This window comes from Peredibacter starrii (assembly GCF_034259205.1).
Lineage (GTDB): Bacteria > Bdellovibrionota > Bacteriovoracia > Bacteriovoracales > Bacteriovoracaceae > Peredibacter > Peredibacter starrii.
This window is the reverse complement of sequence record NZ_CP139487.1, coordinates 2,995,072-3,017,171: the sequence shown is the minus strand read 5'-3', so window position 1 is coordinate 3,017,171 and position 22,100 is coordinate 2,995,072. Positions and strand designations below refer to the sequence as shown.

The 22,100-nt window shown below is 42.9% G+C and carries 17 protein-coding genes; 10 read left to right on the top strand and 7 right to left on the bottom strand.

Going from position 1 to position 22,100, the window contains the following annotated elements:
- Positions 1-12: 12 nt before the first annotated feature.
- Positions 13-1,251, bottom strand: coding sequence for a hypothetical protein (locus tag SOO65_RS15030; RefSeq protein ID WP_321391875.1), 1,239 nt, complete (start codon positions 1,249-1,251; stop codon positions 13-15).
- A gap of 203 nt (positions 1,252-1,454) precedes the next feature.
- Here SOO65_RS15030 and SOO65_RS15025 point away from each other — a divergent pair, with 203 nt between their 5' ends.
- Together SOO65_RS15025 and SOO65_RS15020 are read left to right on the top strand one after the other, a co-directional pair.
- The gene (locus SOO65_RS15025; protein WP_321391872.1) at positions 1,455-3,227 is read left to right on the top strand and encodes an acyl-CoA dehydrogenase family protein; all 1,773 of its coding nucleotides are present in this window, start codon (positions 1,455-1,457) and stop codon (positions 3,225-3,227) included.
- Positions 3,228-3,252: 25 nt separating this feature from the next.
- The gene (locus SOO65_RS15020; RefSeq protein WP_321391869.1) at positions 3,253-5,043 is read left to right on the top strand and encodes an FG-GAP repeat domain-containing protein; all 1,791 of its coding nucleotides are present in this window, start codon (positions 3,253-3,255) and stop codon (positions 5,041-5,043) included.
- On the opposite strand, the gene SOO65_RS15015 is transcribed toward SOO65_RS15020, so the two are convergent.
- Positions 5,040-5,855 (bottom strand): LysR family transcriptional regulator, encoded by an 816-nt coding sequence (locus SOO65_RS15015; RefSeq protein ID WP_321391867.1) that lies wholly within the window; start codon positions 5,853-5,855, stop codon positions 5,040-5,042. The genes SOO65_RS15020 and SOO65_RS15015 overlap by 4 nt on opposite strands.
- On the bottom strand, positions 5,852-6,253 hold the full coding sequence (locus SOO65_RS15010) for a HesB/IscA family protein (RefSeq protein ID WP_321391863.1): 402 nt from the start codon (positions 6,251-6,253) through the stop codon (positions 5,852-5,854). Before SOO65_RS15010 ends, SOO65_RS15015 begins: the two co-directional genes overlap by 4 nt.
- Positions 6,254-6,339: 86 nt before the next feature.
- Here SOO65_RS15010 and SOO65_RS15005 point away from each other — a divergent pair, with 86 nt between their 5' ends.
- On the top strand, positions 6,340-8,094 hold the full coding sequence (locus SOO65_RS15005) for a M61 family metallopeptidase (protein WP_321391861.1): 1,755 nt from the start codon (positions 6,340-6,342) through the stop codon (positions 8,092-8,094).
- On the opposite strand, the gene SOO65_RS15000 is transcribed toward SOO65_RS15005, so the two are convergent.
- The gene (locus tag SOO65_RS15000; protein ID WP_321391858.1) at positions 8,054-8,632 is read right to left on the bottom strand and encodes a 4'-phosphopantetheinyl transferase family protein; all 579 of its coding nucleotides are present in this window, start codon (positions 8,630-8,632) and stop codon (positions 8,054-8,056) included. The two genes, SOO65_RS15005 and SOO65_RS15000, sit on opposite strands and share 41 nt — an antisense overlap.
- 152 nt (positions 8,633-8,784) lie before the next feature.
- On the opposite strand from SOO65_RS15000, the gene SOO65_RS14995 reads away from it, so the two are divergent.
- From SOO65_RS14995 to SOO65_RS14985, 3 genes are all read left to right on the top strand, one after another.
- The gene (locus tag SOO65_RS14995; protein WP_321391855.1) at positions 8,785-10,977 is read left to right on the top strand and encodes a glutamine synthetase III family protein; all 2,193 of its coding nucleotides are present in this window, start codon (positions 8,785-8,787) and stop codon (positions 10,975-10,977) included.
- Between the two features lie 397 nt (positions 10,978-11,374).
- Positions 11,375-13,207, top strand: a complete 1,833-nt coding sequence (locus SOO65_RS14990; protein WP_321391853.1) for a Kelch repeat-containing protein — start codon at positions 11,375-11,377, stop codon at positions 13,205-13,207.
- Positions 13,208-13,365: 158 nt separating this feature from the next.
- Positions 13,366-15,387, top strand: a complete 2,022-nt coding sequence (locus SOO65_RS14985) for a Kelch repeat-containing protein (protein WP_321391850.1) — start codon at positions 13,366-13,368, stop codon at positions 15,385-15,387.
- Here the strand turns inward: SOO65_RS14985 and SOO65_RS14980 are convergent.
- Complete coding sequence (locus tag SOO65_RS14980; protein WP_321391847.1) at positions 15,384-15,671, bottom strand: helix-turn-helix domain-containing protein; 288 nt, start codon at positions 15,669-15,671, stop codon at positions 15,384-15,386. The genes SOO65_RS14985 and SOO65_RS14980 overlap by 4 nt on opposite strands.
- A 257-nt stretch (positions 15,672-15,928) precedes the next feature.
- Between SOO65_RS14980 and SOO65_RS14975 the strand changes: the two genes are divergently transcribed.
- Together SOO65_RS14975 and SOO65_RS14970 are read left to right on the top strand one after the other, a co-directional pair.
- Positions 15,929-16,279, top strand: coding sequence for a response regulator (locus SOO65_RS14975; protein WP_321391843.1), 351 nt, complete (start codon positions 15,929-15,931; stop codon positions 16,277-16,279).
- Positions 16,280-16,341: 62 nt separating this feature from the next.
- Complete coding sequence (locus tag SOO65_RS14970) at positions 16,342-17,778, top strand: polysaccharide deacetylase family protein (RefSeq protein WP_321391833.1); 1,437 nt, start codon at positions 16,342-16,344, stop codon at positions 17,776-17,778.
- A 44-nt stretch (positions 17,779-17,822) separates the two neighbouring features.
- Here the strand turns inward: SOO65_RS14970 and SOO65_RS14965 are convergent, their stop codons facing one another.
- Positions 17,823-18,992 carry a hypothetical protein gene (locus SOO65_RS14965; protein WP_321391830.1) on the bottom strand — a complete coding sequence of 390 codons (1,170 nt, stop codon included), beginning with the start codon at positions 18,990-18,992 and terminating at the stop codon, positions 17,823-17,825.
- Between the two features lie 208 nt (positions 18,993-19,200).
- On the opposite strand from SOO65_RS14965, the gene SOO65_RS14960 reads away from it, so the two are divergent.
- Positions 19,201-20,010 (top strand): TIGR02147 family protein, encoded by an 810-nt coding sequence (locus SOO65_RS14960; RefSeq protein WP_321391827.1) that lies wholly within the window; start codon positions 19,201-19,203, stop codon positions 20,008-20,010.
- 131 nt (positions 20,011-20,141) lie between these two features.
- Positions 20,142-21,335: a hypothetical protein gene (locus SOO65_RS14955; protein ID WP_321391824.1), complete on the top strand. Its 1,194-nt coding sequence runs from the start codon at positions 20,142-20,144 to the stop codon at positions 21,333-21,335.
- Positions 21,336-21,546: 211 nt separating this feature from the next.
- Here SOO65_RS14955 and SOO65_RS14950 read toward each other — a convergent pair whose 3' ends face one another.
- Positions 21,547-22,041 carry a hypothetical protein gene (locus SOO65_RS14950; protein ID WP_321391820.1) on the bottom strand — a complete coding sequence of 165 codons (495 nt, stop codon included), beginning with the start codon at positions 22,039-22,041 and terminating at the stop codon, positions 21,547-21,549.
- Positions 22,042-22,100: the final 59 nt, after the last annotated feature.

The following is a 22,100-nucleotide window of genomic DNA, read 5'->3' as shown; positions in this document are numbered from 1 at the left end:
TTCCGTTCGTCCTTATTTTTTAATGGAATACTCTTGTACAGAGTCTGAACCTTCACGCTTAACTCCAAGCTGAAGATTCTCCAGGTTTTTAATTCTTGAAAATAGTCCCATCACTTCGTTCAGGTCATAGATCGGCTTACCATTAATGCTTGTAATGATGTCCTGATCCTGAAGACCCAGGTATGGGAAGATCCCTTGAGGATCCATTTCAGTTAATTTGAAAGAGAGTGAACCATCCGGGTTCTGGATTTTAATCGCGCGTGCCTGTGTCAGGATGGCCGCGATGTCTTTCATCTTTTCATCCAGAAGTGTTTTCGAAATCGTGAACTTGTTACCCACGTTATCGATACCAGACATTTTCTTATTGGCCTTAAACTCACGGCTTTGAGCTGGAGTCATGACAGAAATCGGAGAGCGGACTTCTTTTGCTTTATCAGAAGAGATTGATTCACAAACGCCACTCTCAAGGTTTTTAACCAGAATTTCCAGACGCGTGATTTTGAAGATCTTAGCAAGGTTATCGATTGAGTCACCGATGCGAACTTCCTGAAGATCACGATCACCTCTGACTTGAACAGAAGCAAGTGATTTAACAGTGTCTTGAAGAACGATAGTGTTTACAAGCTTGATCGGAAGTGTAGAAGACTGCTGGGCCTCTTCACATTTTGTATCAGCGACTTTCTGAGTTCCTTTCTTCGCACCAGCATTAGTGCGGAAAGGGTTAATGCTCTTCACCTGATTAAGTGTTCCGGCGTTGAAGTCATTCTCAAGAGAAATTGAAACCGTATAATCGCGAGGAGAGTCGAAGACAGGGGTTCCGCGAAGAACTAGCGCCGTGATTTTTCCCAGAGTGTAAGTGATACCACAAACAATAATTACCGTCGCAACTTGATGAATAGGTTCACGTGCTTCACGCGATAGAAACTTCTCAATCCCTTTGCTTAAACTCGGAGAGAGAATAGAAAGACCTTCACCACTTTTCGATTTAAAACCTTCCGGTAGTTTCCATTCTTTAGCGTTAACCGAGCTCATCTTCGTTCTTAAATCACGCACAGAAGAAGAGAACTTATCTTTCCAGTTTGATTTCAAAACAGGCATAGGTGCTTCACCAGTTTTATCTTCTGGAGGAAGTACTTCATATGATGTGTTTTCTTCAAATGGAGGTTGCGAAGAAATGTCTTCTTGATCAGAAGAGTCTTTCTTCAAACGTGAAAGCTTGGTTTTTAGGAAGTCTTTGATTTTATTTATCATCAATTAATTGTCTTCAAAATTAATGTGATGTGCAAGCGTTCAGAATGTGAATTATATTGAAGCGTGATCGTCAGGTATTGGGGGCTCGAAAGGAATGGTTGATGGTTTTGGTTTGTCTCTCGCTTCTTTAGATTTTCTGTACTTTGATTCGGGTCACACCTTATAATATTTAGGTATAATTTTTCCTTTCTCAAAGAGGCCTTATGTCAGCAAAAACCGAAAAAGAAATTCCTTCCATTGTCGCCAGCCTGTTTTACGGTGAGGTGATGGAGGACGAAGTTTTCCCTTATCCACAATTTTCAGAAAGCCAAATCGAAATGGCCAAGGCCATGATCGATGCAATTGATAAGTTTGCTCAGGACAATATCGATTCTCCGAAGTTTGATAAAGATTCAAAGATTCCTAAGGAAGTTTTGGATGGTCTTGCCGGTCTTGGACTTTGCGGTCTGGCGGTAGGTGAGGATTACGGTGGTCTTGGTCTTGATACGACACTTTATGCCCGCGTTTTCTCACAAATCGCAGGATACGATGGTGCCGTTGCCACAACATTAGGTGCTCACCAATCGATTGGTTATAAGGCTTTATTAAATGAAGGTAATGAAGAGCAGAAAAAACACTGGCTTCCAAAACTAGCAAGTGGTGAAGTATTCGCTGCCTTCTGTTTAACTGAGCCGGGCTCTGGATCAGACGCTTACTCAATCAAAACGAAAGCAACTAAGAACGCTGATGGCACTTATACGATCAACGGTCAGAAGCTTTGGATCACAAACGCTGGTATGGCCGGTTTCTACTCAGTATTTGCGAAAACTGAGCACGATGATGGCAAAGGCGGCAAAGTAGAGAAGATCTCATGCTTTATCGTTGAGAAAGAAAGAGAAGGTGTTTCTTTCGGTGAGAAAGAAGACAAAATGGGTATCCGTGCTTCTGAAACTCGCGCGGTGTACTTCGATAACGTTAAAGTTCCAGCTTCGAACATGATTGGCGAGCCAGGTAAAGGTTTCAAAATCGCCATGAACGTTCTTAACACTGGTCGTCTCTCGCTTGGTTCTGGTTCAGTGGGCGGGATGAAAATGATCCTGAAGCTCGCGACTGCTCAAGCTAAAACGCGTAAGCAGTTCGGAAGCACGATCGATCAATTCGGTCTGATCCAGGAAAAACTGGCGACCATGGCCGCTAATATTTACGCATGTGAATCGATGGTTTACATGACGACAGGTAAAATTGTTCAAGGGATGAATCACTTTGAGCACGAGTCTGCCATCTGTAAGGTCTACTGTTCTGAGAGACTTTGGGACACAATCGATAAAGCAACTCAGATCGCGGCCGGTAATGCTTACATGAAGGAATATCCTTATGAGCGTATCATGCGTGACTGTCGTATTAATCTAATCTTTGAAGGAACAAACGAAATCCTTCGTATCTTCACGGCCCTTTCTGGTATTAAAGGGCCTTCTGATGACCTAAAAGAACTAGGCAAGATTGCAGACGTTTCTAAGGCGATTCAGGATCCTATCAAATCAGTGGGTGTGTTGACTGATTTCGCTAAGAAGCGCATGAGCAAACGTTTTGGTTCTAAGACTCTCACGAAGGTTCATCCGAGCCTTGAAGTTCACGGTAACCACTTCGTATCTATGATGAAAGATTTCTCAATCGCAGTTGAAAATACCATCATGAAGTTCGGTAAGAACATTATCGGTAATGAGCTTCTTCAGATGAGAATCGCGAATATGACGATGGAACTTTACGCTCAACTGGCAGTTCTATCTCGTACAACATCAATTCTTAACCGCACAGATGTTTCTGATAAAGATAAAGAGTACGTAACTCACTTAACAGAACTTATCTGTCGTGACAGCCGTCAGTCATTCACTCGTAACTTCAAGCGTCTGAACTCTAGCTATGACAAACTCATTCCTAAGATTTCAAAAGCGGTTAGTGAGCGTGATGGATTCGGTTTTGACATCATTGATTTCTAATTCATTTTTAAGGAGGCTCACTCACGTGGGTCTCCTTTCCCTCATAGTTCTTGGTTGTTCAACTCCTCCTAAAAAAAGCGAGGATGAAGAATCTATTAAGCTTTCTGAAGAACTGGATTCTCTCTCTAAAAAAGTTCAAACCATAAACTATGGCCCGACTGTTAAAGAGGGCGGAACTTTTGCGGACAAGACCAATGATTATGGGTTGAAAGATCTCTTTGCAGTGACTTTTAATGCCGTGGACTTAAACTTTGATGGATATACCGATCTGGTGATCCTTCCGACTTATTATTCAAGACCCAAGTTTTACGTTTTTGATCCTAAGATCAAAAAGTTCAAACCTTGGGAGCATGATCCTCTTCCTCTGGACTTTAAAGCAAGTTTCATTCTTATTTATGACCTCAATAAGGACCGCGTCCCGGATCTTCTGGCCGGAGTTTTGAATCAAAGAAGTGAAATTAGTCAGATTCCCATTAAGCTGTATGTGGGATCAGTCTGGGGCGGTAAACTCAAGTTTACTGAAGATCCTAAAGCAATCACTGCACCAGTGGAACCAACTTCAAGTTTAACCTTGGTTGACTATGATCTCGATGGCTGGGCCGACATCTTTGTTTCTAACTGGTACGAGAACAAAAATAACCAGTACATTCCTGTGGCCGATCGACTCCTTCGCAATAATAAGGGGAAGTTTGAAGACGTGACCTCTTTTTTAAAAGGGGAGGCGGACAAAAAATCTGATCAACTTTTCCCACCAAACGCCAAACCAACTTATGGCGCCTCGACGTGTGACATTGATCAGAACGGCTATCCTGATATTTTGACCGTATCTTCCTCAGGTCACAAAAATAAACTATGGATGAACATCACTGAGCCTCGCACGGGTGAGCGCTTCTATGAGGATCTGGGACCTGTTTCTAACTACGCATCTGATCCGGATGGAAGTCTTATTCCGACTGGCGGCGGGCGATCATTCTTCAGTGCTTGTACTGATTACAATGATGATGGTCTCATGGACATTTTTTTAGGTGAACTGTCACATGCCTACGATAACGAGTCGGTTGATAAATCCAGTATTCTGACGGGATCAAAAGAAACGTTTCCACCTTATTTTATTCGTACTGAGTACCTAAGTGATGCTTCTTCTGAGTCCTGGAACCAAGGGGACAGAAGAGCAGTGTGGACCGACTATAATCTCGATGGAAAGATTGATATCGTGGTTGATAATTCCGGATTCCCTCCTTATTCGCGACTCGTGTTGTTCGAGCAGGATGAGACTCGTGCATTTGTGAACGTGGGACCTCAGGCCGGGATTGATGTGGTAAATCCAACTGGTACCATTCAGATCGATGTGAATCGTGATGGCCGTCCAGATTTATTAACTTCACAGAATAATATTCGTAAGGCAGATATCTCACCGCGCTTATATCTATTTGAGAACCAAACTAAGACCATCGGCAGAAAGGCCTTCAAGATTCATCTTCACGGCATTAAATCCAATACTGAAGGCATTGGAGCGATGGTGATGCTTTACACTCAATCCAAGAACAAGAAAATCGTTCAGCGCCGCTGGGTCGAATACACTCAAGGTGGTCTTCCTTCTCAAAATGAATCTGGTATTCATTTCGGAGTTCCGGAAGGTGTGGAAGTTGTGGGAGTAAAGGTACGCTGGCCTTATCTCAGAAAATCAGGCTATAGCTCAGGTGAAGTTCTGGAAAAACTTTATTCTCTTAAAGGCTACACGGATAAAGATTTCGTTGAAGTCACTGTCTGTGAAGACGGAAAAGTTCTTTCCGGCAAGATGTCTTGCCAGTTTTAGCGCTTCTTAATCACATCAACTAATTGCTTAATGTGTTCTGGCATGGTCTTAAAGTTAAGACTTGAGAGGTGAATATGGCCTTTCTGAAGCCCTTTAAGATCGTAGGTCTTGAGATGCTGATCTTGATCGATTGTGTGTTCTGGGACAATGGCAATTCCCACGCCACGTTTGACTAATTTCAAGATGGTCGTAATTGAATTCACGACAATGATTTTACTCGAACGCTTTTTATTTAACTGGAAGAGGTGATCCTGTTCTGAATAAACAATCCAGGGATACTCAGAGGCCTCTTTAGAATTAATTTCATTCTTGCTGATAAGAACCATCTTCTCTTCAAAAAGCTTCAAGGAACTCGCAAGTTCACTCTGAATGTTCTCAGTGGTGAAAATGAGATCGTACTTTCCGCTATGAAGTTTTTCTTTCAATTGATCAAGAGTATTCACTTCTACCGTAAGCTGGTGCTTACTCGTTTTGGTAAACTCAACCATGATGTCGTTGAACCAGTTCTCAAGCACCCCTTGAAGGATTCCCACGCGAATGGTTTTGTTCATATGTCCAAAGAAGATGTCCTGGACTCTCGCTTCAAAATGGCCAAGTTCGTTCAGGAGTGCTTGACCTTTCTCTGTGAGAAGGACTTTTTTGGAAGATCGAATAATGAGTTGATCACCAACCGAGGCCTCCAGAAGTTTAATCTGGCGACTTACAGCTGATTGAGCAATGTTGAGTTCTTGAGCGGCCTTGGAGAAATTCAGATAACGAGAAGTGACCATGAAGGCCTTGAGGTAGCGATAATCGAGAGAAATCTCTTTCATTTCTTTGCCCAGGGTGGAAGTCGAGACTCGTCCTTGAAAAACTTCCCGCGATGTTGTCCATCAGCGGCGTTTGTCAGGATGAAACCTTCTTCGTTATTAGTGGTATCTAGTAGATAGTCTAATGTAGCTTCCTGGGTATAGAAAGCCGTAAATGGGTCGATCAAAACCGTGAGTTCAAAGTTAATCAGAGGGTAGTCTTGCTTGATTACGAGATCATCAGCATGCAGCTCAGAGAATCCAGTGTCATAAGTAAAGCCTTCGCAGCCTTTCCCGCCAATTTTAATACGGAATGACAGACCCTCAAGGGTGTAGTCGTTTTCCTGCATTACCTGGATTTGGCGAACAGCACTATCAGTCACAAAAAGCTTAATATCAGAGGCAGTAAGAGTCTTTTCCATGAAGGCATCATAGCAACCTTTTTGAATATTGTCTTTAGACCTCTCCAGTCTTATTCTACTCCCAACATCTTGAAAGGACTCCGCCAATGAAAGTGCATTACCTCGTTCAAATTGATAAACCTGAAAATAACCTGGTTAAAGTGACCATGAAACTCGAGAAACCGAAGAACCAGGACACGATGAAAGTATTCCTGCCTTCATGGAGCCCGGGCTCGTACCTTTTAAGAGAATATTCTCGTCATGTAAGATGGTTTCAGGCGACTTCGAGTAATGGTGAAGTGCTTTTCCATACTCAAACTGCGAAAGGAACCTGGGAAATTGATTGGAAAAAATCTGATCTTAAACGCCCACTTGATACCTTTGAAGTGACTTATGAAATTTATGGTAAAGAACTGACAGTAAGAACATCTCACATTGATGCTTCTCACGCTTATCTTCAGGGCCCGGCCTACCTTATGGGAGTCATGGGTGCGGATATTAAAGATCCAACCATTGAATTCCGTTTCCCACCTGCGTGGTCAAAACTAAGCACGGGTCTTAAAGATGTCTCTCAAAAAAGAAATGAATTTATTTACACTGCCGCTGACTATGATGAACTTCTTGATTCACCGGTTGAGATTGGTTGTCACGAGACAGATGGTTTTGAATACAACGGAAAACCTCACCACATGGCCCATTACGGCGATCTTTATCCTCATCGCCAGAACATCAAAGGTGACCTTAAAAAGATCGTGGAAACGGTTGCCATGCACTTTGATGGAGAGCTTCCGTACGAGCAGTATCTTTTCATCACGCACTTTGTGCCAAAACTCTTCGGTGGTCTTGAGCACTTAAACTCAACTGCTTTGCAGTTTGATGGAAGAAAGCTCGCGAATAAAAAAGACTATCAGGCCTATATGGCCCTTGCTGCCCACGAATACTTCCACCTATGGAACGTGAAACGCATTCGTCCAAAGGAACTTGGGCCATTCGATTATCTGAATGAAAACTACACAACGTTGTTGTGGTTAGCGGAAGGCCTCACTTCATTCATGGACGATCTTTTCGTTTACCGTGCAGGACTTTCGACTCTGGAAGAGTATCTTGAGGTAGTTAAGGGGAACCTTGAAACTTATCTTTCGACTCCAGGGCGCATGTACCACTCTCTTGAACAGAGTTCATTCAATGCCTGGATCAAACTTTATCGTCCTGATGAAAACTCTAAGAACTCTTCAGTAAGCTATTACCTGAAGGGTGGTCTGGTATTCACAGTTCTTCACAGTTTACTCGCAGAGAAAGGGAAGTCTGTGGACGATCTTCTTCGCGCTCTGTGGGACGATTATAAGAAGCGTCCAGCAGTTGGTGTGACCCGTGAACAAGTGTACCAAATGGTCAAAGAGATCGGTGGAGAAGAGATTCTTCAGAAGTTCTCGAACATGGTTGAAACAACTCAGGACATTGATTTTGATTCTGCTTTCAAAAAAATGGGGCTTGAACTTCGCTTTGCTGAGAATCCAAACCCGTATCTTGGAATTGATTGGGAGTTCATCGGTGACCGCGCTATTGCGAAGGCCGTGACTCTTGATTCTCCGGCCTATAAAGCTGGTGTGAATGCGGGTGATGAAATGGTTTTCTTAAACGGCTACCGCTTCATGAAAGAAGATGCTGAAAGACTTGGTTCAATGGTTCTGGTTGATCAGAATTATGAAATGATCATCACTCGTCTTGGAAAACTGGTTCGACTTGAAATCATGCCCGGCAAAGGTCCGAAGCAATTAAGAGAGATCGCAGTGATTGATCGTTCTCTTGCCGAGAAAGTTTTTAGTTTCTCAAAAAGGCAATCGCCACCACATATGGCGTAGTCTCTACCATTTTCCACTCCCCGGATAGATTTGAAGGGGAGTGGACCCAATTGTTAGGGCCAATCTCGATACTGCCAAATTCGATGGGTTTCGGGAACAGACCGGTGTTCATAAGCACTTTGAAGACCGCTTCCTTCACACACCATAGCTCAATATTTCTTAGGTTATGATCATTGGGATGAGCGATCCTTTCAATGATTGAGTCCTTAACAACACGCTTCTCTTCTTCGATGTCGATACCGACTGAGCGAAATTCTTTCCGCTCTGCCACTATTGCGGCACCACAGGTTTTTGTATGGGAGAGTGAAATGGTAAGTTGGGGACATTTGGGGATTAAATGATAATCCGTGAGTTTTAAGTCACCTATTGATACTTCGTATCCAAAATCCTTAAGAGCGTTTTTCAGCGCAACTCTCGAGAGAAGGAAGCCCATTTTCCGATCAGAATGAACCTCGCTACCTAATGTCGATTCGGTGAGCAAATCCCATTCCGGTCGTTGAGAATCTGTTAAGGTTGTAGACAGTTTATAGGTAAGCATAGTTGACCTAGTTTATCTTGAAAGCAATAGAGTGATAAGTTATAAAAAGTAGTTAGAAAAAAACGTATTTTTACCGATAATAATCCTATGTTCCCCAAAAAATTGAACTAATTAGCGCGAGATCGAAAGATAACTTTCAGGAGAAGTTTTTTATGGCCAATCATTTACGTCAACAAGCGAAGCTCACCGTTTATGGCAGAAAGCCACGCAAGTGTAACGTACCTATTAATGAACAAGGGAAATATTTAAAAATTTCTCAATACTATGGTGAGAACGTTTATAACTATCACCTCTCAAAATCACTTTCTCTTGAAGACAAAGATGCACTTAAACAAGTTATCGATGGTAAGCGCACGATAGATAAACCACTCGCAACGAAAATTGCTAATTCAGTTCTAGAGTGGGCGATCTCAAAAGGTGCTACTCACTTTTGTCACTGGTTCCAACCTCTGACAGGATCGACTGCTGAAAAACACGATGCCTTCCTGAACTTCGATAATGATCGCGCGATTGAAACTCTTTCTGCTTCTCAGCTTATGCAAGGGGAGCCTGATGCTTCTTCATTCCCGAACGGTGGATCTCGTGCAACTTTCGAAGCACGCGGTTACACAACTTGGGATTTAACTTCTCCGCTATTTATTCAGGAATCAACGAACGGTAAGACGCTGGTTATTCCTACAGCTTTCGTTTCATATCATGGTGATGCTCTGGATACTAAAGTTCCACTTCTTCGTTCAGACCTTCGAATCAACGAAGTGATGACGAAATTCTGTCACCTGGCCGGCATGAAAGATGTTTCAAAAGTTTATTCAACATGTGGTGCTGAACAAGAGTACTTCCTGATTGATAAGGCCTTCTACTTTGGTCGTCAGGATCTGGTGATGACGGGCCGAGCTCTTATGGGTTCACTAACTTCTCGTAACCAACAGCTCGAAGATCACTACTTCGGTATGATTGAAGATCGCGTTCTTGCTTACATGCAAGAAGTTGAGATCGAGCTTTATAAAATGGGCATCCCGGCCAAAACTCGTCACAACGAAGTTGCTCCAGGTCAATTCGAGCTTGCTCCTATCTTCAAAGACGCTAACGTTGCTGCTGATAACAACCAAATTGTTATGACAGTTCTTCGTAACGTTGCTCTTAAACACGATTTCGTATGTCTTCTTCACGAGAAGCCATTCGCAGGTGTAAACGGTTCAGGGAAACACTTAAACTGGTCACTATCGACTGATACAGGTGTGAACCTTCTTGAGCCAGGTCATAACCCTCACGAAAACTACCGCTTCCTTGCCGTAGTTGCGACTGTAACAGAGGCCGTTTACCGTCACGCTGACGTTATCCGTATGGGTATTGCTTCCCACGGAAATGACCACCGTCTAGGTGCAAACGAAGCTCCTCCTTCAATCATGTCGGTGTTCCTTGGAACAACTCTGACTCAGATCCTTGATTCAATGGTGTCTGGTGGTAAGTATGTTGCTTCTGGAAAAACACTTCTTGATCTTGGTGCTCGTCAGCTTGCAGATCTTGTTAAAGATAATACTGACCGAAATAGAACTTCACCGTTCGCGTTTACTGGTAACAAGTTCGAGTTCCGTGCTTGCGGATCTTCGGCTTCAATTGGTTACCCGCTTTCAATTCTAAACGCTGCAGTGATTGATATCTTCGAAGAAACAAACGCTTTCTTAGAAGCTGAACTTGCTGCCGGTAAGTCACAAGACGATGCTCTTACGGCCGTGATCCTTAAGTGGTACGGTAACGCTCAGAAAGTGGTGTTCAATGGTGACGGTTACTCACAAGAGTGGGTGAAAGAAGCTGAGAAGCGTGGCCTTGGTAACATGAGAACAACTCCAGAGGCGATTTCAGTTCTTAAAGACGCTAAGAAGACAAACGTTCTCGTGAAGTCTGGTGTGTTTAAAGAATCTGAAATCTCTACTCGTCATAACGTAATGCTTGAGCGCTATATCAAGTGTCGTCAGATCGAGCTTAAGACACTTGCTGGTATGGTTTTAAAACAAGTTGTTCCAGCTGCAGTAGAGTATAAGGCCCAGCTTGCTGAATCGATTAAGAAACAAAAAGACTGTGGGGCCGATTCTTCTTTAGAGCTTGAGTTATTGAAAGATCTTTCAAATCACTCAAAGTCTCTTTATGAACAGACCATCAATCTTTCAACTTCGCTTGATGATCTTCACCATAAGCTGGATGAAGAATCATTCGCGAAAAAAATCGCCCTTGAGCTTATGCCTCAGTCGGTGAAAATTGCTGAACTTTGTAACCGCATCGAAGAGATCATCCCGGATGAAAACTGGCCGGTGCCTAAGTTCTACGACATGCTATTTATTCGCTAATCTTTAAGGCCCCTCTTTGAGGGGCCTTTCTTTAGATATTCGGTATAACCCACAGATAATACTTGAGTGACTTTAAGGACTTCTTAAAATATTAAGAAAAAATAAGATTTAAGACGATTAGGTGTTTGAGATCATTTAAATGAATCAACCCCAACGACTGTCCTTGAATCGACTTACTCTCATAAGGAAGATTAATTTTTCTTTCGTCCTTTTGCTTTGCTCACTTATTTTTTCAGCATGTAAATCGGAAGTCTTCATAAATCTTACGGACGGTTTTCATTACAAAAAAAGTAATACTCAGTATCTCTATCTAAAAAAATTAAGTTCTCCTCAAACTCTATTCTCCTTAAATACCCTTCAAGACGGAAGAGTATTAAAGCTTGGGGGAACCTTGGATATGTCTGTCATGACCAACACGACGGAAATATATTCATTGGAAACGAACACCTGGTCTTCGGTTGGCATTTCACCAATGGGAACAGCAAGGTCTCAACATGCAGCAAGTGTCCTCGGGGATGGGAGAGTGCTAGTGACAGGAGGAAAAAGTGATGCTGTTACTTTTTTAACAAGCGCTGAGATCTATGATCCTGTGACAAACACCTGGGACTCTTCGGGAGTACCAAGTATGGCCTCTCCCAGAAATGGACATACTTCAACTGTCCTTTTAGATGGACGTGTTTTGGTGATCGGTGGTGCGAGCGACGGCAGCACTTATTTGGCAACTTCAGAGATCTATGATCCGGTCACAAACACCTGGGACTCAGCAACTGTTCCACCCATGAGTACACCAAGGGGTTCCCATACCGCCACAATACTCGCAGATGGAAAAGTTTTAGTGATTGGTGGTAATGACAACGGAACTCCTCTTTCAACGATGGAAATTTATGATCCGGTAACAAACTCATGGAGTGTGAGAGCAATGCCTTCTTCAAGGTTCTCTCATACCGCAACGGCCATGCAGGACGGAAAAGTCCTGGTTGTAGGTGCAATGGTGAGTAATACCAGTGGATCGGCACAGGTCGATATTTATGATCCTGCCACTGATTCATGGACAGGGGTCTCTTCTCTCAATCTTTCGAGATATGCTCATAGTGCGACCAAACTTTCAGATGGAAGAATCATGGTAGCAGGTGGAGCGAATGGAATGCCTCTTAATAGTGTAGAGGTCTATGACCCGATAAAGAACAAGTGGTTCACTCATTCGTTTAGTGGAATGAGTTTTGATATAGGGTTGCATACTTCAAACCTTCTGCCTACGGGCCAGGTATTTGTGGCCGGTGGGATAGATAAAGATATGAACAGAACGACACTTGCCCAGATTTTTAATCCTGTTACATCTTCGTGGCAAACGGTCTCTTCTATGTCCATAGGCCGAACTGAACATACGTCCAGTGTTTTAGATGATGGGCGTGTGCTCATCGCAGGGGGAACCCCGGATAACGCGAGTAAATTATCCTCTGCTGAAATCTATGATCCTGGATTGAATACTTGGTCAGTAGCAGCTCCTATGTCTACAGGCAGAATGCTTCACACGGCAACTGTTCTTAATGATGGTCGTGTCTTGGTTGTTGGTGGACTAGGGGCGGGGATCTTGGCCAGTACTGAAATCTATGATCCAACTACCAATACATGGAGTGCGACGGCTTCTCTTTCTGGCCCAAGGGCCCTACACCAAGCTGTGCTCTTGAATGATGGTCGAGTCTTCGTCATGGGAGGAACTCCTAATAATGCTACAGCATTGGACACTGGAGAAATTTACGATCCTCTGGCCAACACTTGGACGGTGGTGGCACCAATGGCAGTAAAAAGGGCCTACTTTTCTTCAAATGTTTTATCAGATGGAAGAGTGTTCGTAGCAGGAGGATTAGATGGAATTTTTCTATCAAGCGCAGAAATCTATAATCCTTCGACTAATTCCTGGAGTTCTGTGGCCCCATTGCCTCAGGCCAGAAGGGCGCATACAGGAGCGCTCCTCCCAGATGATCGAGTGCTTGTTATGGGTGGAACCGACAACGTTTCAATTTTCGGGAGTGAAATTTACGACCCCGTAACAGATTCCTGGAGTACACCTGGAGGAGCTGAATTAGAAGCGAAGAGAATTTATCATCATTCGGTTGTCTTGAATGATGGTTCGGTGATGCTGGTAGGGGGATTTGGTATGTTTGGTTTCTTTTCCAGCACCTTGATTTTTAATCCCCAAACAAGCTCTTGGATGAATGAAAGGCCGTAGTTTTCTTCAGGAACATCTTGCAACCAACGGATAAAGCAGCTCAATCTTAAGATCGACTTAACCTTTTAATTTAGACTTAATAGATATCGATAAGTTCTTTAGTGAAAGCCATCGTCTATTCCAGATTCTACCTCGTTTTTTCAATGAGAGTTCTTCTCATGGCCTGTTGTATTATCTTTTCTGGTTGTGAATCAGAAGTTCATGTGTGGTTAGTGGAAGCTGGTAAGACCGTCGCTCCTTTTCATCGTTACTTAAAAAATCGCAGTAATTCTAATCCTGCTTTTACTCTCAATAAACTTCAGGATGGAAGAATTCTACTCTTGGGTGGGGCAGCTGATTCTCAAACTGCGACACCAAATGCGGAGCTGTTTTCACTAGAAACAAATACGTGGGACACCACGAGCATTGCTCCTATGGGAGTTGGAAGATTTTTTCATACTGGCAGTGTACTCTTGGACGGTAGAGTATTGGTGACAGGCGGTCGGGAAGGATTAAATTTTTTCTCGAGTGTTGAAGTTTATGATCCGATCTCCAACAGTTGGGCCTCGAGCATTCCAGATATGAGTCTCCCGAGGGCAGGGCATACCTCGAGTGTGCTTTCAGATGGAAGAGTTTTAATTGTCGGTGGGATGAGTGACAATTCGACTTTCTTATCAAGCTCAGAAATTTATGATCCTGTTACAAATACCTGGGACTCGGTGACGGTACCTCCGATGACTACAGCACGGGCCAATCATTCTGCAAGTGTACTTTCAGATGGAAGAGTTCTGATTATGGGTGGGCAGGGAGGCTCAATGACCATCCTCTCAACGATGGAAATTTATAATCCGGTGACTAATACCTGGAGTACTGCTGCTATGCCCGAGCAAAAAGCCCTACATTCATCGACTGTATTGTCTGATGGTCGAGTGATGGCGATTGGAGGAATGGGAGCAAATAATTTCGTTACGAACAGAGTTGATATTTATGATCCAGCGAGTGCGACTTGGTCAGTGGGTGCTTCTTTAAACTTTCCTCGACTGCTTCATGGGTCAGTTCTATTGTCAGATGGAAGAGTCATGGTCGTGGGTGGTGCAAATGGTCCAGGCACTCGTACAGTAGAAGTTTTTGATCCAAATAAAAATGAATGGCTAAGCAATTCCTTCTCGGCCATGGCGTCTCCTTTAGTCGCACAAACTGGGAATGCATTACCTGACGGAAGACTTTTAATAGTCGGAGGAACCACTGATAACCTAACGACATTTTTAACTCCCTTCATGCTTGATCCCACCACGTATAGCTGGAGTACAATGGCCCCAATCACTACTGGACGAATTAAACATACAAGCGAAGTTCTCCTTGACGGACGAGTCATCGCCATGGGTGGAACAAGTGATGGCACTACAGCACTAACCAGTGTTGAAATCTATAATCCAGTGACGAACAGTTGGTCGACAGTGGCCCCAATGCCGGTAGGAAAACACAATCATACTTCACATGTTCTTCTAGATGGCAGAGTAATAGTCTTAGGTGGGAGGGGGGCAACTCCTCTGGCCAGTGCCGCGATCTATGACCCTACTACCAATATTTGGGCGGCCCTTCCCCCAATGTCGATAGCGAGACTTGAACACGCCTCTGTTCTTTTACAAGATGGTCGAGTCATGGCAATTGGTGGTTCGAGTACTGGTGCCAATGGGCTTGCGAGTGCAGAGATCTATGATCCTGGAACAAATACCTGGACCTTGACGGCCCCTATGTCTGTGGGACGTTTCTATCATACTGCTTCAGTCATGGCAGACGGTCGGGTGATGGTAACTGGTGGCTATGCACCAAGTACTTCAACTCGGCTTAAGCTGACTGAAATTTATGATCCTACTAATAATACCTGGACCGTGGTGGCCCCTCTGAACTTTGATAGAGTTGAGCATACTATGCATACTCTTTTAGATGGTCGAATCATGGTTCTTGGAGGAAGTGGTGTTGCCGTGATGATTCCACCTGCGGAAATTTATGACCCCGTACTTAATACGTGGTCACTCATGAATGGAGCAGTAGAAGGAACCCAACGAGCTTTTCATTCTTCAACTCTTCTTTCCGATGGGCGAGTAGTCGTAGTGGGAGGAGTTGGCTTTTTTGGAGCGAGTTCAAGCTTCGCTATTTATGATCCTCAAACAGACTTATGGATCAGCACGCGACCTTAATCGTCTTTCACAATCTTGTGAATGGTCACAGTAATATCACCTTTAAAAATTTCTTCCAACAGTTTTTGATTGGTCTCATACGGATCGGGCCTACCAAAGAGCAGAGTATGAAGTCCAACTTCCAGAACCTCGCAGACTCTTTTTAGATCATCGATGTTCTGCACGGAGCGACCCGTGGTCCATCCGTGAAGAGTAGGTTGCTTGACTCCGCTTTTTTTGGCCAGGGAAGCAATGCTCATTTTCTTTTTTCGAGAGAGTTTCAGAAGATTTTTAGCTAGTTCCATTTCTATCAGTATGGCCGTCTCTTAAAAGTTTTATAACTCTAGAAAAGCTGAATATTGTCATAAGAATAGCTTTGATTGAACTCTAAATAAATGTCCAAAAGGTGCCAGGTAGATAAGAGAAATTAGTTATTGAACTCTTAATAGATTAAGAATGAGTTGGCTCAAGACAATCATTATTTTTTTGGCTTACCTTAAGAAAATACGCTGATAAGTTTTCTTGAGTTGTGACGATATCTGGTCGTGCTATTTTGAATTTTATGAAAAATATTTTAGTGGTAGATGATTCAGCTGAAGCTCGCAATCTCTTAGAGATGATTCTCGAAGATCACGGTTATATTCCTATCGCGGCCTCCTCGGGTGAAGAGGCAATTATCCTTTTAAAGACATTTAAAATTGATTTAATCATCTCAGATTTGGAAATGAGGAATGGTGATGGGCACTGGCTTTTAAATCAGCTTAAAACCTTTGAAAAGGCCCCTAAAATTATCATCGTTTCTGGAGACATTAGGGCGACCGAGAAATACCTTATTTCCGCTGGGGCCCTGGCCTTCTTCAGAAAGCCATACTCCCTCAAACTTTTAATGGAACGTGTGAAATCAGCCTTTTAGCCCATCAATTTTTTCCCTCTTCTGACGATAAGTATTCGATATAAATCTCGTCAGGAGACCTCATGAAAATAATCAAAGTTCTTCCACTTATTACGCTCGTTGGTTTGGTGGGCTGTTCCACTGCACCAAAACATACACATACTCACCGAACTCTCGCTTCTGTCAATGAGATCATGAGCAGTCAGGCAGTATTGAATAACAGAATGGAAAGGCTTATGAGTGGTATTTTTCATGGCCACTTAATGGGTCAGATCTTTCTTCATGATTTTGATAAGCAATTGGACAAGTCTCCGAATAAGGCGCTGAAGTCAAAGACGTATATGAAGCTCCTTTCTATTCGTACTCATGTGGATCAGTTTGAACATGACTTCAATGATCTTTATATTGATCTGGTATTGGCGACGGCACTTCCTCAGTATTCTGAAATTCAAAAACAGAATGCTCAAGAGGCCCTCGATACTTTTGGTAAGTTCTATGAAGGGGTGAAGAGAGATAACAAGGCATTGCCTGAGAATTTAAAACCCATGATCCTGGGTAACCTTCGTGAAAAAATCACTGAGCTGTATGATGAGCTAAAGGAACTTCGTGATGATGAGTCAGTCACAAACAATGATCCGGCCGTGAAGGAAGTGCTATGGAAGAACATGGCAAAACTTCGCGCGACCAGACTTTCATACTTCAAAGAAGTGAAAAATTACAAGGTCGATGAGAAGCTTCTGCAAGAGACTATCAAAGCTGAGAAGGCAAAAGACAGTTATAAGAATTTAGAATCAAGTATTCAGAATTTGTCTGAAGAAATCAGAGAATATACTTCAGAAATCGGCCGTGACACTAGTTCTGATACGATCACGCCGTCGGCAGGAAAGAACGGTAATATTTCGGGCCAAAATTTTCCGGCCAAAACTTGGTCTTTAACTTATGATGATGGTCCGGGTGCCACAACTCCGGATGTGATCAAGAACCTCCAAGAAAAGAAAATCCCGGCGACGTTCTTTGTGCTGGCCCAGCAAGTAGAGAAGCTTCCCAAGACCGCTCTGTCTCTAAAAGAGGCGGGCTTTGATATCGCGAGCCACTCCTATACACATGCGCAGCTCACGAAAGAGGGAGTTAATCTGGAAAGAGAGATCGGTTCTTCTAAAAAAACCATCGAGACGAAACTTGATACAAAGGTGAAGCTCTTCCGCCTTCCGTATGGCGCTGGGGTGAGTGTGGCCAGAGTTCGTCAGAAGATCGCAGATCATGGCATGATTCACGTGTTCTGGACGGTGGATACGCTGGACTGGCAGGACAAGAACCCGACGTCGATTTATAACCGTACGTTAAAACAGATGAATGCTTCGTCTAAAAACGCTGGTATTGTTCTTTTTCACGATATTCACAAGCAATCTGTGACAGCTTCATCAATGCTGATGGATTATTTCAATCAGAAGAAGCTGACTGTTTGTACGGTGCAGGGAGTGGTGGATCAGATGAATGGTGTGAAGGAATCTTGTAAGTAAGAAATAATGAGGTGGTCCGGGTTCTCCGGACCACTTGAAATCAATTAAAGCTCGTCAGGAAATTTAGCAGCACATCTTTGAGCATTGTCTTCGCCGATAGCAATTTGTGGATTCAGTTTAGCAAGTTCGGCTTTTATATTATCGACGCCATTTTGGACATGAACATTATAGTTTTCCACCAAATAATTTCCAATAAGATACTTTTCCCATTCACCTAAAACGTTTGAGGCTTGGGCCTCCAAGAATTCCTGTCCTAGGGTTTGGTAAGTTTGGAATTTTTGGGAATCAGTTTTAAACCTATTTAGAATAGAGGCATTTCTATTACAAGCTTCTAACTGTTTCATTTTTTCATTCTTGTTATGAAAACGGATTGCTGGAAGCTCTAGCTTATAGATGACTTCACCTGCACCGCCACTAAAGAATGCATAAAATGTAATCATGTCAAAGTCTTCTTTATAGCTGCCCTTTGCGGGTGAAATCGAGAAGATATTTTTACGAAGAAAAGTCTCTGCATTTTGATTCGCGCAATCAATCTGAAAGAAGTCCGCTGCAGAGTCTTGACCCAGGATTTGGCATTTAAGTCCAGGATCATTAACATTGAAAAATCCCTCGGAGAGGAGCGGGGATTTGTTAAAGATATAATTGTTCTTACTTAGAAGAATTTGCAAAGATTTTTTATCATACTTGCCGCGATTGTCTTTTAGGTATTTTACGATCGCTCGAACTCTGTGGTGATGAACTGGGCCTTGATTGTCACTTAAAAGTGAATGAAGGGCCTCATGAATCATAATGTAGGAAGCGTCTTTGATCGATTGAATTCCAGGAGCAAGAAAAATGTCGTTACCAGTTCTGATCGCTAACTGAACATCTGCCTTCGGGCCACTCAGTGCTGTCGTACTGGCCGGAAGAAGAGGAAGTGCGGAGCCTGATTGATAGAAGTTAACTCTCATTAGATCTTTAATAACTGCCAACGCCAACTCTGGCTGAGCTTTAGAGATGTCTTGGATCAAATCCTGAAAATCAGAAATTGAATGCAAAAATTCATCGTTCCGCAAAATTGTCTTAAAGCTAGATGCTTCAATGAAGTCACGAAGAATTAGTTGGTCTTCCACATACACCGCATCTCCACCGCCACTGGTTTCGCCACCTGCAAAGCTTGATAGGGATGTTGTCATAGATGTGGCCAGGGCCAGGGATAATAAAAGTCGCTTCATAATATCTCCAATTTGTTTGAGGTTAGCACCGATTTAGGTTGGCCGGAGATTAAAGCATGTAAGGATTTTGAAATACGTGAATTTAATAAAAAAGGTATGTTATAATTAACAAAATTATTAATTAAAGATAGTTAATGCTCCGATATTACGAGCATGAAAGATCATTTAAGACCTTTGTCTGGCCCTTAAACAGGTTTGTAAAAACTATATGAAAAAGACACTTTTCGATTACCTCGATTACAAGCTTTACCTCAATGAGCGAATTGATAATTCTCCCTCTAAGGGCAGGGGGATAAAGCTTAAAATCGCCGAGTATCTTAACTGCCAGTCTGCTTTTGTTTCTCAGGTCTTAAATGGCATTCCTCATTTTAGCCTCGAGCAGGGAGTAAAACTCAATTCTTTCCTCGGACACACTAAGGAAGAGTCACGGTTTTTTCTTCTGCTCTTGCAACTTGAAAGAGCTGGAACGAACGAACTGCGTGATTACTTCATGGAGGAAATCAAAGACATCCTCAGTAAGCGCAGCGAGATTAAAAACCGGATTGATATCAAGAAGTCGCTTAAACCGGTGGATCAGCAGATCTATTATTCCAGCTGGTACTATGGTGCCATTCATATGCTCCTCTCAATCAAAGAGTTCCAGACCGCGGAGAAGATCATTGAGCGCCTTCACTTATCTCGCGAGAAGGTGACGGAGATCTTAAACTTTTTGCAAGACACGGGGTTAGCGGTTAAGAAGGGTGAGCACTATGAAATTGGGGTCACAAGAATTCACCTCAATAAAGATTCTCCTCAGATTCAAAGACACCATACCAACTGGCGCCTGCGTGCGATTGACTCCATTGATCTTAATCTTAATCAGGACCTCCATTATTCAAGTCTAGTATCTATGAGCCGCAAGGATGTGCCGGTGGTGAGAGAGATTCTTCTCAAAGCGATTGAAGATTGCCGTAAGGTGATTAAGGAATCGAAAGAGGAAGAGATCCAAGCTATCTGTATCGATTTCTTTAAAGGCTAATTGTAACGATTTCCTTCAGTGTCTAAAGTTTAGACACTTTCAATTCTCCTAATTCATTGAAATAAAGAGGGCCTTTTTGGCCCACTTTTTGCTTTTGAAAAGCCATCAATGAATTTAACCAGGAGACCGGTATGAAAATGACCGCTGCTTTACTGATTATGATGCTTCTTTGTATGGCCAACACTCGCGCTGAGGAATCAACGCTTGAAGTGACTTCAGCTGATAAAGAAGTCGTGTCTCAGCAACTTGAAAAAGAAGCTGATCAACACGAAGACAGTAAAACCAGACTTCTCCTGAAGAAAGTTTCTGAGGCCTTCAAAGCTTCCAAGGACTCCATTGAAGTGGGCTACGAGAAGATCAAAGGCGACTGCGCCAACTGTTCTCGTGAAGAAAAAACCAAAGGTATCTTTAAGCGCTTGGGCATGTCCATTGGTAAAGGGGCGGCCTGGTTATCAACGACAACTGCTAAACCTTTTATGGCCACAGCTGGCTTCATCAAAGGCAGTGTCGAAAAAGAAGAAAAAAACAAGGACCTTGCTGCCTTCTATCAGTTCTTTTTAAACAACCAAGAAAAGTATGATGATCTTTATCTTCAAGCGGGAACACCTGAAGAAATGATTGATCTCATGATCGCTAAAACTGAAGAAATTCTGGATCAGAAAACCAACTCCATCATGAAGGACTTCCTGTTCATCACAGGTGTTAAGGCCGACATGCCAGATAATTTTTCGCGCTTTGATCTGACTCCCGAAGAGCTATCTCGTCTTGATGTAAATGACCTCAACCTTGAGCTCATCAACCAGCACCCAGAATACCTGGAACTAAAACCTCTTCTTGGTGAACTTACAAAAGAAGACATTCAGAGCATTCTAACGACTGGTAAGTTTAATAAATCGATCGCACAAGACAAATACAAAGCGGCGATTCCGACGATCTATGAAGCTGCTGGTTCAATTGTTGGTCAAATCTACGCTCCAAGAATCGCCCTGGGTGTAGTTTCAAGCACGCTCGCAAGTCTTTACACTGTGCCAGTAGTGGCAGCGGATGTGGCGACAGGTGTATCTGTAGCAGTATGTTCGCAACCTGAGACCAAAGAAAAACTTTCTAAAGATAAAGAACTTCGCTCTTTCTGTAGCTACGTTACCAATCGCACGGGTTATGAATTAATGAAGAGCCGCGCGAAGGGTTACGTGTCGGGGAAAAAGTTCCATTCAAAAGTTGTCGAGAAGTACAAAGAAGCAAAAGAAAAGTGGAAGGCGAGAAGAGAGAAGAAAGCGCTGGAAAAGCAGCAAAAAGAAATTGAACAAAAAACTGAGCTTCTATAAAAAACAAGGCCCGCAAAAGCGGGCCTTTTCTATTTAAATTATCCGTTACCTTTTTCACCACTCATAAAGAAAGCTCCTAAGAGCTATTCTTACATCTTTAAAATATTCTAGGTTGTGAAATCGAAGGCAAGTGATTGAAATCTGTTTTAAAAAGTAAACAGTGGAAAAAGCAGGCCCGCACAGACGACGGGCCCTTTCGTTTAAATCTTGATTAAAGTGCGTTCAGAAGCTGACAAGTATCACGGAAGCCCATCTGACGGTGCTCCGGGGCCATACGTGTACACACAAGTTGGTTTCTTTCAGTTCCGCCGGTGCGGTCAGGAACATTAAGTTCGATTGTTTTGAACTTCATACCTTCTTCGTTTGTTTCGCGAAGGTTAAGTGCATTGTAAAGTGCGCGAGTGGCTTTTTCCTGATCTCCTGAACCATAGGCCTCTGAGCCTAAATAGTTCCAACCACCTTTTAGAAGCCAGCAGTTGAAATCAGTTTTCACAACACCCACAATACTTTGACACGTGATAAGACCTGGAATCGTAGCAGCAGTAATGGCGCCACTTGTTTTAGTCGGTGCCTTGTTTTTGATGGCAATAAAGATCAATTCCGCGAACTTTTTGTTTTTAACCTGAACGTTTTCAAGAATCGGTGATGATGCGGCAAGGGCCGAACCAGCAACAAGACAAAGCATAAGACCTAAAATTGATTTCATTTTAAAGCTCCTGGTTAATTTGGAGAGCTTCTACCGCAGTTTTAATGTTGGACGTAAAA